Genomic DNA, 16197 nt, shown 5'->3' with positions numbered 1-16197 from the left:
TCAGGAGCCAACCATATGTCGTCAGAACCAATTCCCATCGAGGCCCCCGGCGGCTTCGCCCCCGTTCTTGCGCTGGGCCGGGACGATGGCACCGGTCATCTCGCGCTTGTCTCGCCCCAAGCACCATTGCCCGTAGTCGCGAGCGCCCCTGCAGCAACCGAGCCGCTTGAGGGCACCACCTCCGTTGCGATGGTCGCAGGTCCGTTCGAGCCTGCTGCATTCGCACCCGTTTACCTCACCCTGACAGGTGACTGGAAAGGCGAGGTGCGCATGCTCCGGTCGACAGATGGTGGCGTCACCAAGGCGCCCGTAACGCTGGCCGGGGCGACTTGGGGGCTGTACACGGCCGATGTCTGCGAACCAGTTTGGCAGGAAAGCGAGGCCGGCGCTCAGCTCTGGCTCGATGTGGCGCCAATTTCGGGAACCCTTGCCTACAGGCTCGCCCAATGAGCGCGCTGACATTGGCGGCTCTGGGGCTTGCCCAGCGCGGCGCGCAGGCCCTTCCTGCCTTGTTCGGCGATCTTGCCATGCGCACACCATCGCCTGACATCTGTCGGCTCGACACCGCAGGGTTTTCCCGGCCCGGCCATGGGAATGCGAGTTATGTCTCCGATGATCTGGCGGACGAGGCGCTCGCTCTCGCTCATCCGCGCTTCGTCGTGCAAACACGCAACGGTCGGCTGTTCCGCCTCTTGCCTGAAGCCGGATCACTGTCGGTGGAGCAGGGCGGCGCGACCGGCGACGGCGTCACGAACGACCAGCCGGCAATCCAGGCTGCGATAGAGTATGCCGAAGCGATCGGGGCTGGCGAAGTTCGCTTCGAGAGCGCGCGCTATCGTATCGATTGCCCCTTGCGCACCTCGCCCGTGCAGGAGACGCGCGCCACCGACGGCCACCCGCTGGTTGTTAGCAAAAGCTCGCGCCTGCGCGGCTGCGCGCCGGAGCGAAGCGTGCTCGACTTTCGCGGACCAGACGGCGTCGATCCCGATGCCAACTGGCAAACCGTGGCCACCTCTTCCGCCGATGCGAGCCCCGCGGTCTGGCGCGGAGGCGGTCTGTTCATCGATGGCGACGCCGCTCGGCCGGAGCCAGCGCCGCGCCGCATCGCACGGCTCGAACTCGACCGGCTTGTCTTCGCGGGCAACCGCAAGCGCACGGCGCAGACGAGCTTTCCCGCCGACCCTGCCACCGGCGATGGTTGGGACATTTCCGACAAGGGCTTCTGGCTGCAGGACGTCTATGTCGGCACCGTCATTTGCCGCGATACTGACTTCATCGGCTGGCGCGGGGAAATCTTCTACGCGGTCGGCGCCGACGATGCGATCGAGCAGCTTTCGCTGACGCGCTGCCGCCTGCTGACCGGCAATGGCAATGGGCTCAACCTGGGCTGCGATCCGCGCGTTGACGCAGAGGATTGCGAGTTCGGGGATTGCAAGATTGCGCAGGAAGACACCGGCAAGTCCTATGCCCACTTTCGCAACTGCCTGTGGCGCGATTGCGAGTATGTCTGGCTGGGCGGCGGTTCGACCCACGGACGACTCTACAGCTACAAATATCCGACGCGTGATCCGCTCGCACCAGTCCCGGCAACGATCCTCGCGGGCTGCCGCTTCGACGATGCCGGACTTGTCTGGGTCAACAGCTGGGTATCGGGCCGCATCCGCACGGTCGATACGCCGGTCGCAATCAGCAGCACGCATGGGCATGCGCTGCGCGATATCGATCTCGAAATCGATGCGCTGCTCGACCGTAGACCGGGGTTCAATGCGGTCGGCCTGTTCGGACCCAACAGCCTCACCCAGCAGGTCGAGGGCGCACCGGCGGGCGTCTATCATTCTCCGCCCACGCAGATCCGCCTGAAGGTGCGTCATCACCGCAGCGCGCTGGCCCAGCAGGCGGGGCGCCACTGGCTGGACGTGCGCTGGGGTGGCTATCTCGACCGGTCGTGCAGAATCGACGTGGAGGGCGAGTTCCTGGCGGGGCGCGTCCCCAATGGGGCCGATGATCCGCTGTCCTTCCCGCTCGTGATCTTCAACGGCGGCAATGCCACCTCGGCATCCACCGCGCAGGGCTATTACCGTCCTGCCGCCATTGGCGTGTCGGGGGAATTGGCACCTGCCAGCTCGCACATGGCGCTGGCGCTGACCGGCGATATCGCTCTCGACCTGACGCTCCCGGCAAATCCTCGAGGAGGCGCGCCATATGGCTATGCCGACGGTCAACGACTGCGTCTCGTGAAGCAGGATGCAGCGGGCAGCATAACTTTTGTAAAGGGCGCCTCACCCAGCACTGCGATGATGATCACGCGCGTGCTCGATAAGCCGCACGACTGGATCGAATTCACCTATAATCGCGCGGCGTCGCGGTGGGAGGAGGCCGGGTTCGGCGCTTATTAGGCCAGTGTTGCGGGGCCGTTTTCGCGCTGTTCGCGCAGAATCTGCCAGCTGGCGAGGAACAGCCCCGCAACCAACGGTCCTACCACGATGCCCGAAAGGCCCATCAGCGCGATGCCGCCGAGTGTGGTGACAAGGATGAGCCAGTCGGGAATTCCCGTATCGCGGCCAACCAGAATGGGTCGCAGGACATTGTCGACCATGCCGATCAGCGCCACGCCGGACACGATCACGACCACACCCTCCCAGATCGCGCCGGTCGCCAGGAGATAGATCGCGGCGGGTATCCAGACGATTGCCGGACCGATCGCAGGTAGCAGCGAGGCGATCGCCATGATCACGCCGAGCAGCAGGACTGAGGGAATGCCCACGACCCAGAAAGTGATCGCGCCCAGCGCGCCCTGCACGATGCCGACGACCACCGAGCCCTTGATCGTGGCGCGCACGATGCCGAGGAAGCGTTCTGCCAGCCGGTCGGCTATGGCGCGCTCGAACGGCAAGGAGGAGAGGATCGCCTCCCCGATGGTACGCCCGTCGCGCAGCAGGAAATAGCTTACGTAGAGGCCGATCCCGAAGGCGAGGACGAAGCCGAAAACGCTGCCGCCGATGGCCAGGGCCTGCTGAGCGATGAGGCCGAGGCTGGCCTGGAGAAATTCCTGCGCGCGCTGCTGCAGGTCTGACAGGTCGCCCCAGCCCGAGGCATCGAGCGACTCCTGGATATTCGCAGGCAGCGCCGCGAAGACCTGCTCGAACCAGTCCGAAACATTGATCTGGCCTTCCTGGAACGCGACGACCAGCCCGGCCGCCTCGTTCACCACCGCGCTGCCGATAGCGAAGGCCGGCACGATCACCGCCACGAAGATCACCAGCAGACTGGCAAGCGCGGCCTGGTTGTCGCGCCCGGGCGCCCGGCTAAGGAACCAGCGGAACAGCGGCTGAAACATGATCGCCGCCAGCGCCGCCCAGAGCAGCGGCTGGGCGAATGGCAATACGACGACGAGCAGCGCGAGACTGACCAATACGAGGAACAGCAGGAAGCCGCCGCGTTCCAGCCCCTTGATCTCGCGCATGCCCGCTCAGCTCCCCGGCGTCAGACGTCGAGATTGGCGACGTTGAGCGCATTCGACTGGATGAATTCGCGCCGCGGTTCGACCACATCACCCATCAGACGGGTGAAAATCTCGTCGGTCACATCGGCATCTTCGACCTTTACCTGAAGCAGGGCGCGGTTGTCCGGATCGAGCGTGGTCTCCCACAACTGCTCGGCATTCATCTCGCCAAGACCCTTGTAGCGCTGGATCTTCTGGCCCTTGCGCCCGGCGGTCATGACGGTTTCGAGCAATTGCGTCGGCAGGGTGATCGCATCGTCGCCGAACACCGGAGCTTCGGTTTCATCGCCCTCGTCGGCTTCGCTCTCGTCGACTGTTTCGGCCGATCCGCTGCGGACAAGGCGTACGGGTGCCGCGTAGACATCGGCGTGCTCGGTCGCGACGCGGTGGAGCTTTCGTGCCTCCGCGCTGTCGAGAAAAGCGGCGTCGATTTCGTGAACGTCGGTCACCCCGCGCCACAGGCGGCTCAGGCGAACCTTGCCGTCGCTGCCGAGCTCGGCAGTCCATTTCGCTTCCGTGTCGCCCATCTGGAGATGGGCCGCAGCGCGTTCGAGCGCGGCAGTCCGATCGCGCTCATCCGGCGCCAGCGCCCCGGCCAGTGCCAACGCCTCGATCAAATCGGTCTTGTACTTGCGCGGCACGAAGCCGAGCAAATTGCGCATGCGCAGACCGTGTTCAACCAGCGTGTGGAGCCCGGTCTCGGGAATCGCGCCTTCGCGCGTTTCGAGCACGCGGCCCTGCAGGCCCTGGTCGATCAGATAGCGGTCATAGGCCGCCTGATCCTTGAGATAGACCTCGCTCTTGCCGCGCGCGACCTTGTAGAGCGGCGGTTGGGCGATGAAGAGATGCCCGGCCTTCACGATTTCCGGCATCTGGCGATGGAAGAAGGTGAGCAACAGCGTGCGGATATGCGCGCCGTCGACGTCGGCGTCGGTCATGATCACGATCTTGTGATAGCGCAGCTTTTCGAGGTTGAATTCGTCGCGCAATCCTGTGCCCATCGCCTGGATCAGCGTGCCGACTTCCTTGGAGCTGATGATCCGGTCGAACCGCGCCCGCTCGACATTCAGGATCTTGCCCTTCAGCGGCAGGATGGCCTGCGTTTTGCGGTCGCGGCCCTGCTTGGCGGAGCCGCCTGCGGAGTCGCCCTCGACCAGGAACAGCTCGCAATTGGCGGGATTGCGATCCTGGCAGTCGGCGAGCTTGCCGGGGAGGCTGGCAATGCTCATCGCCCCCTTGCGGCTCATCTCGCGGGCGCGACGGGCGGCTTCGCGCGCGGCGGCTGCATCGATTACCTTCTGTATGATCTGCTTTGCGTCGTTGGGATTTTCCTCGAGCCACTCGCTCATCTTCTCGCCCATCAGGCTTTCGAGTGGTTGGCGAACCTCGGAGCTGACCAGCTTGTCCTTGGTCTGCGATCCGAACTTGGGATCGGGCAGCTTCACCGAGACGATCGCAGTCAGGCCCTCGCGCATGTCCTCGCCCGACAGGCTGACCTTTTCCTTCTTCATCAGCCCGCTGGCGCTGGCGTAGTTGTTGAGCGTGCGGGTCAGCGCGGCGCGGAAGGCGGCGAGGTGCGTGCCGCCGTCACGCTGCGGGATGTTGTTGGTGAAGCACAGGACATTTTCGTAATAGCTGTCGTTCCATTCCAGCGCGACATCGATGCCGATGCCGTCCTTCTCCGCGCTGACGGAAATCGGATCGGAAACCAGCGCCTGCTTGTTGCGATCGAGATATTTGACGAAGGCCGCGATGCCACCCTCGTAGAACAGGTCGTGTTCCTTCACCTCTTCGTGACGCTTGTCGCGCAACAGGATGCGCACGCCCGAATTCAGGAAGGCGAGCTCGCGGTAGCGGTGCTCGAGCTTCTCGAAATCGAATTCGGTGACATTCTTGAAGGTTTCCTCGCTGGCCTTGAAGGTGACGCGGGTGCCCTTCTTGAGGCCATCCTCGTCACCGTTGGAGGCGACCGGCGGCGCATCACCGACGACCCGCAGGCTCTCGACCGCGTCGCCGTGCTCGAAGCGCATCCAGTGTTCCTTGCCGTCGCGCCAGATCGTGAGTTCGAGCCATTCGGACAGCGCGTTGACGACCGAGACGCCCACGCCGTGGAGGCCGCCCGATACCTTGTAGGCATTGTCGTCGCTGGTGTTCTCGAACTTCCCGCCGGCGTGCAGCTGGGTCATGATGACCTCGGCCGCCGAGACGCCTTCTTCCTTGTGCATGTCGACCGGAATGCCGCGGCCATTGTCCTCGACGCTTACCGATCCATCGGCGTTGAGTTCGATCAGGACGAGGTCGCAATGGCCCGCCAGCGCTTCGTCGATGGCGTTGTCCGACACCTCGAACACCATGTGATGCAGGCCCGATCCGTCATCGGTATCGCCGATATACATGCCGGGGCGCTTGCGCACCGCGTCGAGGCCCTTGAGGACCTTGATCGAATCCGCGCCGTAACCGTTCTTTTTCGGCGCTTCGGCGCCCGTGTTCTGAGGGGTATCGTCCATGTCGATGATATAGGCTTTCGCAGGCGAAAAACCAAAGTTTCGGCCAAGTTTTTCCCCATTGATCGCCTTTTGTCCGGTTTCAGCTGCAACCGGTTGATTTTGCGCAGCCGGAGGCGCATTCGGAAGCCATGCTCTCGGTGCTCGACATCTTCCGGATCGGGATCGGCCCCTCGTCCTCGCACACGGTCGGACCGATGCGGATCGCGCGGACCTTCGTCCTCGCGCTGTCCAAGGCGGGCAAGCTCGATGCAGCGGCGCGTGTTGCGGTGGAACTCCAGGGGTCGCTGGCTTTGACGGGTGTGGGGCATGGCACCATCGACGCCACGATGCTGGGGCTGATGGGCTTCGCGCCCGATGCAACCTGTCCCGAGGACGCTGCCGCCGCGCTGGCGAAGGTGCGCGCCGACAAGCGCCTGTCCCTCGCCGGTCGTCGCGAGGTGGCCTTCGATCCGGCGCAGGACATCGATCTCGCCGGCCATATCATCCCTGATTTGCACCCGAACGGCATGATGCTGTCCGCTTTCGACAGCGAAGGCGTGCTTCTAACCCAGCGCACCTATTTCTCGACCGGCGGGGGCTTCGTGGCCTCGGAAGCGCAATTGAAATGCAAGCCAAAGGGCGACCGGGTCAATACGGGCACGCCGGTGCCGCACGATTTCGGATCGGCGGAGGAATTGTTGGCCGCCTGCCAAACGACCGGGCTGTCGATCGCCGAACTGATCCTCGCGAACGAGGACGCTTTTCGATCCCGGGCGAAGACGCTCGAGGGGATCGATCAGATCGCGCAGGCGATGGATCAGTGCATCGACCGCGGCCTGACCCAGCGCGGCGTGCTGCCGGGCGGCCTCAAGGTCCAGCGCCGCGCGCCCGATCTGTGGGACAAGCTGTCCGCCAACCCGCAATCGAACGAGCGCGAGCAATTGTTCGACTGGCTCAATTGCTATGCGATGGCAGTGAACGAGGAAAATGCCGCAGGCGGCCGCGTCGTTACCGCACCAACCAATGGCGCGGCCGGCATTATCCCCGCGGTCATCCGCTTCTACTGTGTGACCGCCGACGAAACCCCCTGCCGCGATAGCAAGCGGACGTTTCTTCTGACGGCAGGTGCCATCGGCCTGCTATACAAGCAGCGCGCAAGCATCTCGGGCGCGGAGATGGGCTGCCAGGGCGAAGTCGGGGTGGCCTGCTCGATGGCAGCCGGTGGCCTTGCCGCGCTTTGGGGCGCGACGCCGGTGCAGATCGCCTCGGCGGCGGAAATCGGGATGGAGCACAATCTCGGCCTCACGTGCGACCCGGTCGGCGGGCTGGTGCAGGTGCCCTGTATCGAGCGCAATGCCATCGGCGCGGTCAAGGCGGTCAACGCTGCGCGGCTGGCCCTGCACCGGACCGGCGCGGAAAGCTTCGTCAGCCTCGACCAGGTGATCGAAACCATGCGCCAGACAGGGCTCGACATGAGCAGCAAGTACAAGGAAACCTCGCAAGGCGGCCTCGCAGTCAATGTGATTGAATGCTGACCGTCCTCGCAGTCGTGACGGTGGTTTCCGGGGCACTGATCGCGGGCGCCCTGTGGGGTCTCTATGGCAAGCTGCGTCCGCGAGTCGAAGGCGTGGTCGTCGCAGTCGCTGGCGGCGCGCTGCTGCTGTCGCTGGTGCTGGAGCTCGTGCAGCCCGCGATCGAGAAGAGTTCCCTGACGACTGCGGTGTTGGGCGTGCTCGCCGGGGCGGGGCTCTTCGCGGTCGTCGATTATCTGATCGATGAAAAATGGGGCTCGGATAGCGGCGGAGGGATGCTCGCCGCAATCACGCTCGACGGTATACCTGAAAATCTCGCGCTCGGTGTCGCTCTGATCGGTGCCGGGGCGCCCGAAGTTGCGGCACTCGCCGGATCGATCCTGCTGTCGAACCTGCCCGAGGCCGCCAGTGGTGCGCGGTCAATGCGCGAGGGCAACCGCTTCTCGAAGGGCAAGATCCTCGCCCTCTGGGCTGCGACTGCCGCAGTGCTGTCGGCATGTGCGCTGATTGGAAATGTCGCGCTCGCCGGCCTCACCGACGATCTGCTCGCCTTCATCAGCTGCGTGGCGGCAGGCGCGGTGACGGCCAGCCTGACGACCGAGATCATGCCGCAGGCGCACAGGCAGGCGCCGCACTGGGCCGGCTTCGCGACCGCCGTCGGCCTGCTGCTTGCGTTGCTGCTGCACAATCTGGGCGGCTAGACAGGTCGCGGCTACGAAGTCAGAGTGCGGCGCATGGGAGAAACCGACATCGCCGCCAGGCTCGCCGAACCTTTCGGCAACTTTCCGCAGATCATCGCCGATAATGCCGCACGACTGGGCGATGCGGTCGCCATGCGTGACGATGACGGCGAGCTGACCTGGGCGGAACTCGGCCATCGGGTCGAGCGGATTGCCGCGCGACTGGCGGAGGACGGGCTGGAGCCGGGCCAGTCGGTTGCCCTTCTCGGCTATTCGTCCATTCCCTATGCGCTGGTATTTCTGGCCGCCGTGCGTGCGTGCGGGGTGGCCGCGCCGCTTACGACCAGCGCCAGCCCCGACCAGCTCGCCGGAATGGCGTGCGATTCGGGGGCGAAGCACATCTTCATCGACCGCGCAAAGCTAAACGAGCTCGGGGAAGACTGCTTCCCCGGCATGGCCCGCATCGTGCTCGACGAGGAGCTCGACGGCTGGATGGCCGAAGAGGGGGCGACTGCCCCTGCGTTCGAGCCGGAGCCCGGCGACCCGTTCAATATCATCTATTCCTCCGGCACCACCGGCGTGCCGAAGGGGATCGTCCATTCGCACCAGATGCGCTGGCGGCAATTTGCGACGACGGCGGCAAGCTGGATCGAGAACGGCCTGCCGGTGCGCACGCTTGCATCGACGCCGCTTTATTCCAACACCACCATGGTGGCCTTCCTCCCGCCGCTGCTGGCGGGTGGCACGGTGCGGGTGATGGGCAAGTTCGCGACCACGAAATGGCTTGAATATGCCCAGGCTGACCGGACCACCGTCACCATGCTCGTTCCGGTCCAGTACCAGCGGCTGATGCGCGAGCGGCATTTCGACGATTTCGACCTCTCGGCGCTGCAATTGAAATATTGCACGTCCGCGCCCTTTTCCGCCGAGCTCAAGCGCGAAGTGCTGGACCGCATGCCGGGTGCGCTGATCGAGATCTATTCGATGACCGAAGGCGGGGTCGTCTGCCTGCTCGAAGCGCACAAATTCCCAGACAAGCTTCATACCGTCGGCCGGCCGGCCCCGGGCAGCGAGCTGAAGGTGCTCGACGACGATGACCGCCCCGTTGCTCCCGGCACGCCCGGCAACCTCATCGGTCGCAGCCAGACCATGATGAGCGGCTACAAGAACCAGCCCGACAAGACGCGCGAGGGCTACTGGACCGATCCCGAAACGGGCGAGGTGTGGCAGCGCATGGGCGATATCGGGCGCGTCGATACCGACGGTTTCGTCGAGCTGGTCGGCCGGGCGAAAGACATGATCATTTCCGGGGGCTTCAATATCTTTCCGGTCGATCTCGAAGGCGAACTCCTCAAAGAGGAAGACGTGGTCGAAGCGGCTGTGATCGGCGTGCCGTCGGAGCGCTGGGGTGAAACACCGGTTGGGTTCGTGACGCTGGCGCCGGATGCGCGTGCGCCTGAGCAGATCCGGGAGGCAGTCAATGCGCGCCTCGGCAAGACGCAGCGACTGGCGCAGCTCCACGCGATCGACGACATGCCGCGCAGCCATATCGGCAAATTGCTGAAGACGGATTTGCGTGACGAGGCCCGGCGGCGCGGCTTGCCCGGCTGAACGCCCCGCCCGGCTGCCGCGATTCGAGACGCGGTGCCGGTTCATTGGGGGAGGGGAGAGGAGGAACCGGCAGCCGCGTCTCTACTCGCTGCCATATCGCCTTGGCCGGGCGGCGGGGCCGGAAGTGCCGGGCCGCAGGGTCAAGGAAGGCCAGTCCGGACAGGCGCGTAGGGGGTAAGGGCGCGGGTCCGGCTGTCTTGGTTTCACACGCACGCCACCTCGGGAGAAGCGGTCTTGCTTGCGAATGTGAGCCTGTAATAATATTCCAACTTTGTGAACAAAAGTGAGAAAAGGCGCAGGTCGATTGCGTTTTGTGCAAGTCATTCTGCGCGAGCCTCTGCGCTCTATGGACTTGCCGCAAAGCCCCTTCTAACCGCGTCGGATGGACGACGCCCACCTTCCCGATTCCATCCTCATCGTCGACTTCGGCAGTCAGGTCACCCAGCTCATCGCGCGCCGCGTGCGCGAGGCGGGGGTCTATTCCGAAATCGCTCCGTTCTCGCAGGCGGAGGAGGCGTTTCACCGCCTCAAGCCGAAGGGCGTCATCCTGTCGGGTTCGCCCGCCGGCGTGCCGGAAGATGGCAGCCCGCGGGCGCCCGAAATGCTGTTCGAGGCGGGCATCCCGATCCTCGGCATTTGCTATGGCCAGCAGGTGATGAGCCACCAGCTCGGCGGCGAGGTTCGCCCCGGTCACGAAACCGGCGAAGGCGGCGAATTCGGCCGCGCCTTTCTGACTGTTACCAAGGATTGCGCCCTGTTCGACGGGTTGTGGCAGGTCGGCGAGCGCCACCAGGTGTGGATGAGCCACGGCGACAAGGTCACCAAGTTCGCACCCGGCTTCGAAATCGTCGCGATTTCCGACGGCGCGCCCTTCGCGGTGATCGCCGACGAGGAGCGTAAATTCTACGGCACGCAGTTCCACCCCGAAGTGGTCCACACGCCCGACGGCGGCAAGCTCATCGCCAATTTCGTACGCCATGTATGCGGGCTTGCGGGCGAATGGACCATGGCCGCCTATCGCGAAACCAAGGTGCGCGAGATCCGCGAGCAGGTGGGTGACGGCAAGGTCATCTGCGGCCTGTCGGGCGGCGTCGACAGCTCGGTCGCCGCGATCCTCATCCACGAGGCGATCGGCGACAAGCTGACCTGCGTCTTCGTCGACCATGGCCTCCTGCGCCTCAACGAGCGCGAGCAGGTCGAGACGATGTTCCGCGACCATTACAACATCCCGCTGGTGGTGGTGGACGCGGAGGACATGTTCATGAGCGGCCTCGAAGGCGTCACCGATCCCGAGGCCAAGCGCAAGTTCATCGGCAAGACCTTCATCGACGTATTCGAAGCCGAGGCGAAAGCTGTCGGCGGAGCGGATTTCCTCGCGCAGGGCACGCTCTATCCCGATGTCATCGAGAGCGTCAGCTTCACCGGCGGGCCCTCGGTCACCATCAAGAGCCACCACAATGTCGGCGGCCTGCCTGAACGCATGAACATGCAGCTGGTCGAGCCCTTGCGCGAATTGTTCAAGGACGAGGTGCGCGAACTGGGCCGCGAGCTGGGCCTGCCCGACATGTTCGTCGGCCGCCATCCCTTCCCCGGACCAGGTCTTGCGATCCGCATCCCGGGCGAGGTCACCAAGGAACGCTGCGACATCCTGCGCAAGGCCGATGCGATCTACCTCGACGAGATCCGCAAGGCGGGCCTCTACGATGCGATCTGGCAGGCCTTCGCTGTGCTGCTGCCGGTCAAGACCGTGGGCGTGATGGGCGACTATCGCACCTACGACAGCGTCTGCGGCCTGCGCGCCGTCACCAGCACCGACGGCATGACCGCCGATGTCTATCCCTTCGACGCGGCCTTCCTCACCGGAGTCGCCACGCGCATCGTCAACGAGGTACAGGGCATCAATCGCGTGGTGTACGATTACACCAGCAAGCCGCCCGGCACGATCGAGTGGGAGTGAGTTGGAGCTCGACCTAGGTAGCGATCCGCGCCGCGAAACACTGCAGCGCTTGCAGGCATTGCTGGTCCAGCGGTTCGGCCGGATCGAGCGCGCGGCGGCCGAGTGGCGCGAGCCCGAATGGGTGCTAGCGCAGGGGGTGATCGGCGCGCGAACCAGGTCCGAAGTGTCCAATGCGGCGACCGATCGGCTGCTCAAGCGCTATTGCGCATGGGAGCGTGTGGCCGCTGCGCCGATCGAGGAATTGCAGGACGAACTGTCCACGCAGACCTATCCCAACATCGCTGCCGAGCGGCTGAAGGCAAGCCTGACGGCGCTGGTCGAACTGCGCGGTTCGGTCGATCTTTCGCACCTCGCCACAATGGAAACCGGCGAGGCGATGGAATGGCTCGAGCAACTGCCGGGCATCGGCCGGAAGATCGCCGCTGGGGTGATGAATGCCAGCACGCTCGACCGGCGGGCGATCGTCCTCGATTCGCATCACCGCCGCATCCTTCAGCGCATGGGGCTGGTTCCCGCCAAGGCCGACACGGCGCGCGCCTTCGACGCAATCATGCCGGCCATGCCGCCTGACTGGAGCGCGGCGGATTATGACGAACATCATCTCCTGATGAAGAAGCTTGGCCAGACCTGGTGCCGCCCGCGCGAGCCGCAATGCGGCGCCTGTCCGGCACTGGCTATGTGCGCCACGGGACAGCGGCGGGTCGGTGGCTGAGCAAAACGCGCGCCGGGTCGATTGCACGCGTGGCAACGGCGCGGCACACACGCAAGCCATGAAACGCATCGGCTCGATCGTCCTGTGGTCCGCAATCGCGGCGGCCTTTATCGGCCCGGGAACGGTGACTTCCGCGGCCAGTGCGGGTGCCGATTGGGGCACGGCGATCCTGTGGGCCATCCTGTTCTCGGGCATTGCCACCTTCACGCTGCAGGAATTCGCAGGGCGCCTCGCCATTGTTTCGGGCACCGATCTCGCAAGCGTGTTGCGCCAGCGCTATCCACAAGGTGTCGGACGGATCGCGCTGCTGGCGCTCGTCGGCGGGGCGATCCTGCTGGGCTGCGCGGCCTATGAAGCGGGCAATATCCTCGGTGGGGTGGCGGGCGCCATGCTCGCGCTGGAAGTGCCGCGCGCCGCGCTGACGATCGCGCTGGGCGGTATCGCCGCTGCGCTGCTGTTCGCCGGGTCCCCGCGACAGGTGGCGCAGGCGATGGCGCTGTTTGTAGCGGTGATGGGGGCAGGATTCCTGCTGGTCGCCGCCAGCCTCGCACCCGGTTTTGCCGAGCTGGCGCGCGGGCTGGTCCCACGGGGGGCATTGCTCGGCGTTGATGCGGGGCTGCTGGCGGTACTGGCGCTCGTCGGGACCACAGTGGTGCCCTACAATCTGTTTCTTGGATCGGCGCTTGCCAGCGGTCAGGGGCTTGGCGAGATGCGGCTCGGCCTTGCGGTCGCAGTCGGGCTGGGGGCGATCATCACGGCGGCCATTCTCGTCGTGGGCACCGTCCTTGCAGGCGGCTTCGACTTCGAAGTGCTGGCCGACGCGCTGGCCACACGCCTGGGCGGATGGGCCAGAACCGGGCTCGCCATCGGGCTCTTCGCCGCAGGGCTTTCCTCCGCCATTACCGCCCCACTGGCTGCCGCCTTCACGGCGCGCGGATTGTTCGGCACATCCGGCGGACAGGAGTGGGACCCTGCGGGCTGGCGCTTTCGCAGCGTATGGGGCGGCATTCTGGCCATCGGTGTCGCACTCGGCCTGGCGGATGTTCGCCCGGGACCCGCCATCATCGCGGCGCAGGCGTTCAACGGCGCGCTGCTGCCGCTGGTCGCGGTGTTTTTGCTCGCGGCCATGAACGACCGTGAGCTGCTGGGCCGCCACGCCAACGGCTGGCGCGGTAATCTGGCGGGCGTCCTCATCGTGGCGGTGGCGACGATGCTTGGCTTGCTGGCTATGGTCCGTGCCGGCAGCGCGGCCTTCGGCTATGAACTTCCGGCCGCCAATGGACTGCTGGCGGTGTTCGCGATGGTGGGCCTCGTCCTCGGTGCCGCCACCATCCGGGCAAGGGGCGCGCGTCCGGCGAATTAGCCGCCCTGCGCGACGGATCGCGGAACGGGTTCGCCGCGCAACGGGTTCAATAGCGAACGCCAGTTACGGAGCCCTGCCGCATGACCGACCATTCCCCCGACCACGCAGCCTTGTTCTCGAACGTGAAGGTTGGCGCATTCGAAGCGCCCAACCGCATCTTCATGGCGCCCCTGACGCGGAGCCGATCGGAGGCGAAGACCGGCGAACAGACCGGGCTCCACGCGCTCTATTATGCCCAACGCGCCGGGGCCGGGCTGATCGTGTCCGAAGCCACCCAGATCAGTCAGGAGGGACAAGGCTATGCCTGGACACCGGGTATCCATACCGACGCGCAGGTGGAAAGCTGGAAGCCGGTCACCGACGCCGTGCACAATGCGGGCGGGCGGATCTTCTGCCAGCTGTGGCATGTCGGTGCGATAAGCCATCCCGTGTTCCAGCCCGATGGCGGTCAGCCCGTGTCTGCCAGTGCCTGGACACCCGAAGGCAAGGCCTTCGTGGGCGACCGGCTCGACGATGGCCCGCAGGTAGCGTTTCAAGAGGCGAGGGCGCTGCGCACCGACGAGATACCGCGCCTGATCGAGGATTACCGCCACGCTGCCCGCTGCGCCGCGGAAGCCGGTTTCGACGGGGTCGAGGTGCACTGCGCCAATAATTACCTTATCGACCAGTTCATCCGGTCCGAAACCAATGACCGGACCGACGATTATGGCGGCAGCCTCGATAACCGCCTGCGCCTGATGCGCGAAGTGGTAGATGCCGTGTGCGAGGTGCTGCCCGCAGAGCGTGTCGGCGTGCGCCTTTCGCCGAAGGGCGGGCCGGGCGGCACCGAGGATGCGAACCCGGGCGAAACCTATCCGGCTGCAGCCAGGGCGCTGTCCGGCAAGGGTCTTGCCTATCTCCACGTCATCCGGCCCAACTCCCACACCGGTGGCGGCGACAAGGATGAGGGGGTGAAGATCGTAAAGGCGATGCGCGAAGCCTTCGACGGCTGCTTCATCGCCAATGGCAATTTCGAGCCCGACGAGGCGGCGCAATGGGTTGCCGAGGGCCATGCCGATGCCGTGACCTTCGGTCGGCTGTTCCTGGCCAATCCGGACCTGCCTACGCGCATCGCCCAGTCCGGGCCTTACAACGATCCCGACGAGGACACGTTCTACGGCGGCGGCGCCGAAGGATACACCGATTATCCGAGCCTCGAAAAAGTGGAGGACCCGCTGCCCGCATGAACGCGGCCCGCGTCCTTTCGCGCGCTCAGGTCGAGGAGGTCTTTCGCCGGCTGGCGGAGGCAATGCCCGGCCGAACCCGCACAGCGAAAGGTCCCAAGGGCCAGCCCGATGCATTCCGGTCGTGCGTGTCCTGCATGCTGTCGGCGCAGTCGCTCGACCGCAATACGGCGAAGGCCGCGCGCCAGGTCTTCGCACTCGCCACCACGCCCCGCGCGATGCTGGCGCTGGACGAACAGGTCATTGCCGGGGCTATCCGTCCGTGCGGGCTCTACAACATGAAGGCGCGCAATATTCGCGCCTTTTGTGCAACCCTGCTGGAGCGGCACGATGGGGTGGTCCCCGACACGAGGGACGGCCTGCTGGCACTGCCCGGGATCGGCCGCAAATGCGCCGACATCGTCTTGAGCTTTACCTTTGGTAGGGACGTGATCGCAGTCGACACGCATGTGCACCGCGTGTGCAACCGCATCGGGCTTACCGATGCGAAAACGGCCGACAAGACGGCCGCGCAACTCGAGGAGCGGTCACCCCGATGGGCGCTGCGTGACGGACATTTCTGGTTGATTCAATTTGGCAAGCGCATCTGCACCGCGCGCGCACCCAAATGCCCGACTTGCCCGGTAGCGGATCTTTGCCTTGCCTACCAGGCGGGCGAAGGTCAGCCTTCGGCGTCTTCCGGGAGGCGATAGGGGACGAAGTCGTCGAGGAAGATCACGCCGGAAAAGAAGCCGCCGAAGCGCTCCACCGTGGTGATCTGGTCGGTGCGACACAGGCTGGTGCCGTCGAACCGCCTGATGACCATGATGTCATCCGAATCGATCGACTCGGGCGAACGCGTGTAGTTCACCCAGATCGTGCGCCCCTGCTTGTACACCAGGGCCGTGTCGTCGATCTGCTGAAGGTTGCGGCTGCCGATCGTGCGGATGCAGCGCTCGGGCTCGCCCGCAACGCGCCCTTCGAGCATTTTGGCGAGCTTGGCTTCGCCCTTGGTCATTTCGGCGTCGGTGTGGTCGTCCGCACTGGCCGGCATTGCAAGCAGGCCGAGAGCAGCGGTGGCAGCGCAGGTGGCGCCAAGGATCGTCTTCATCATCGCGAGTCTCCTTCAGACGTGCGGTATATACGCTAAAA

13 protein-coding genes are annotated in these 16197 nt (G+C 65.2%); 10 read left to right on the top strand and 3 right to left on the bottom strand.

Going from position 1 to position 16197, the window contains the following annotated elements; translation table 11 throughout:
• The first annotated feature begins 15 nt into the window (after positions 1-15).
• On the top strand, positions 16-450 hold the full coding sequence (locus P8Q88_RS06605; protein WP_278323056.1) for a hypothetical protein: 435 nt from the start codon (positions 16-18) through the stop codon (positions 448-450).
• Positions 447-2396 (top strand): hypothetical protein, encoded by a 1950-nt coding sequence (locus P8Q88_RS06600; protein ID WP_278323055.1) that lies wholly within the window; start codon positions 447-449, stop codon positions 2394-2396. Before P8Q88_RS06605 ends, P8Q88_RS06600 begins: the two co-directional genes overlap by 4 nt.
• Here the strand turns inward: P8Q88_RS06600 and P8Q88_RS06595 are convergent.
• A complete protein-coding gene (locus P8Q88_RS06595) occupies positions 2393-3463 on the bottom strand; it encodes an AI-2E family transporter (protein WP_278323054.1) in 1071 nt (356 codons plus the stop codon). The two genes, P8Q88_RS06600 and P8Q88_RS06595, sit on opposite strands and share 4 nt — an antisense overlap.
• Positions 3464-3483: 20 nt before the next feature.
• Entirely contained in the window at positions 3484-6009 is a 2526-nt protein-coding gene (gene gyrB, locus P8Q88_RS06590; RefSeq protein WP_278323053.1) for a DNA topoisomerase (ATP-hydrolyzing) subunit B, read from the bottom strand.
• 128 nt (positions 6010-6137) lie between these two features.
• On the opposite strand from gyrB, the gene P8Q88_RS06585 reads away from it, so the two are divergent.
• From P8Q88_RS06585 to P8Q88_RS06550, 8 genes are all read left to right on the top strand, one after another.
• Positions 6138-7523, top strand: coding sequence for an L-serine ammonia-lyase (locus tag P8Q88_RS06585; RefSeq protein WP_278323052.1), 1386 nt, complete (start codon positions 6138-6140; stop codon positions 7521-7523).
• Positions 7517-8221 (top strand): ZIP family metal transporter, encoded by a 705-nt coding sequence (locus P8Q88_RS06580; protein WP_278323051.1) that lies wholly within the window; start codon positions 7517-7519, stop codon positions 8219-8221. The genes P8Q88_RS06585 and P8Q88_RS06580 overlap by 7 nt, the downstream gene beginning before the upstream one ends.
• Before the next feature lie 33 nt (positions 8222-8254).
• Positions 8255-9811 (top strand): class I adenylate-forming enzyme family protein, encoded by a 1557-nt coding sequence (locus P8Q88_RS06575; RefSeq protein WP_278323050.1) that lies wholly within the window; start codon positions 8255-8257, stop codon positions 9809-9811.
• A 382-nt stretch (positions 9812-10193) separates the two neighbouring features.
• Positions 10194-11768, top strand: coding sequence for a glutamine-hydrolyzing GMP synthase (gene guaA, locus P8Q88_RS06570; protein WP_278323049.1), 1575 nt, complete (start codon positions 10194-10196; stop codon positions 11766-11768).
• A gap of 1 nt (position 11769) precedes the next feature.
• Positions 11770-12480 carry an endonuclease III domain-containing protein gene (locus P8Q88_RS06565; RefSeq protein WP_278323048.1) on the top strand — a complete coding sequence of 237 codons (711 nt, stop codon included), beginning with the start codon at positions 11770-11772 and terminating at the stop codon, positions 12478-12480.
• The gene (locus P8Q88_RS06560) at positions 12473-13843 is read left to right on the top strand and encodes an NRAMP family divalent metal transporter (protein WP_278323047.1); all 1371 of its coding nucleotides are present in this window, start codon (positions 12473-12475) and stop codon (positions 13841-13843) included. The genes P8Q88_RS06565 and P8Q88_RS06560 overlap by 8 nt, the downstream gene beginning before the upstream one ends.
• 80 nt (positions 13844-13923) lie before the next feature.
• Positions 13924-15069, top strand: coding sequence for an alkene reductase (locus tag P8Q88_RS06555; protein ID WP_278323046.1), 1146 nt, complete (start codon positions 13924-13926; stop codon positions 15067-15069).
• A complete protein-coding gene (locus tag P8Q88_RS06550) occupies positions 15066-15758 on the top strand; it encodes an endonuclease III domain-containing protein (protein ID WP_278323045.1) in 693 nt (230 codons plus the stop codon). The genes P8Q88_RS06555 and P8Q88_RS06550 overlap by 4 nt, the downstream gene beginning before the upstream one ends.
• On the opposite strand, the gene P8Q88_RS06545 is transcribed toward P8Q88_RS06550, so the two are convergent.
• Entirely contained in the window at positions 15728-16159 is a 432-nt protein-coding gene (locus P8Q88_RS06545) for a hypothetical protein (protein WP_278323044.1), read from the bottom strand. The genes P8Q88_RS06550 and P8Q88_RS06545 overlap by 31 nt on opposite strands.
• Positions 16160-16197: the final 38 nt, after the last annotated feature.

Origin of the sequence: Qipengyuania marincola (genome assembly GCF_029688625.1) — a bacterium.
Lineage (GTDB): Bacteria > Pseudomonadota > Alphaproteobacteria > Sphingomonadales > Sphingomonadaceae > Qipengyuania.
Note: the sequence above shows the minus strand (reverse complement) of the source record. Positions and strands in the feature narration are given on the sequence as shown.

What these genes read in the sequence shown, in the direction of transcription:
- guaA (WP_278323049.1), top strand. Translation starts at nt 10,194, where the DNA reads ATGGACGACGCCCACCTTCCCGATTCCATCCTCATCGTCGACTTCGGC.
- gyrB (WP_278323053.1), bottom strand. Translation starts at nt 6,009, where the DNA reads ATGGACGATACCCCTCAGAACACGGGCGCCGAAGCGCCGAAAAAGAAC.
- P8Q88_RS06595 (WP_278323054.1), bottom strand. Translation starts at nt 3,463, where the DNA reads ATGCGCGAGATCAAGGGGCTGGAACGCGGCGGCTTCCTGCTGTTCCTC.
- P8Q88_RS06545 (WP_278323044.1), bottom strand. Translation starts at nt 16,159, where the DNA reads ATGATGAAGACGATCCTTGGCGCCACCTGCGCTGCCACCGCTGCTCTC.
- P8Q88_RS06600 (WP_278323055.1), top strand. Translation starts at nt 447, where the DNA reads ATGAGCGCGCTGACATTGGCGGCTCTGGGGCTTGCCCAGCGCGGCGCG.
- P8Q88_RS06580 (WP_278323051.1), top strand. Translation starts at nt 7,517, where the DNA reads ATGCTGACCGTCCTCGCAGTCGTGACGGTGGTTTCCGGGGCACTGATC.
- P8Q88_RS06585 (WP_278323052.1), top strand. Translation starts at nt 6,138, where the DNA reads ATGCTCTCGGTGCTCGACATCTTCCGGATCGGGATCGGCCCCTCGTCC.
- P8Q88_RS06555 (WP_278323046.1), top strand. Translation starts at nt 13,924, where the DNA reads ATGACCGACCATTCCCCCGACCACGCAGCCTTGTTCTCGAACGTGAAG.
- P8Q88_RS06605 (WP_278323056.1), top strand. Translation starts at nt 16, where the DNA reads ATGTCGTCAGAACCAATTCCCATCGAGGCCCCCGGCGGCTTCGCCCCC.
- P8Q88_RS06575 (WP_278323050.1), top strand. Translation starts at nt 8,255, where the DNA reads ATGGGAGAAACCGACATCGCCGCCAGGCTCGCCGAACCTTTCGGCAAC.
- P8Q88_RS06550 (WP_278323045.1), top strand. Translation starts at nt 15,066, where the DNA reads ATGAACGCGGCCCGCGTCCTTTCGCGCGCTCAGGTCGAGGAGGTCTTT.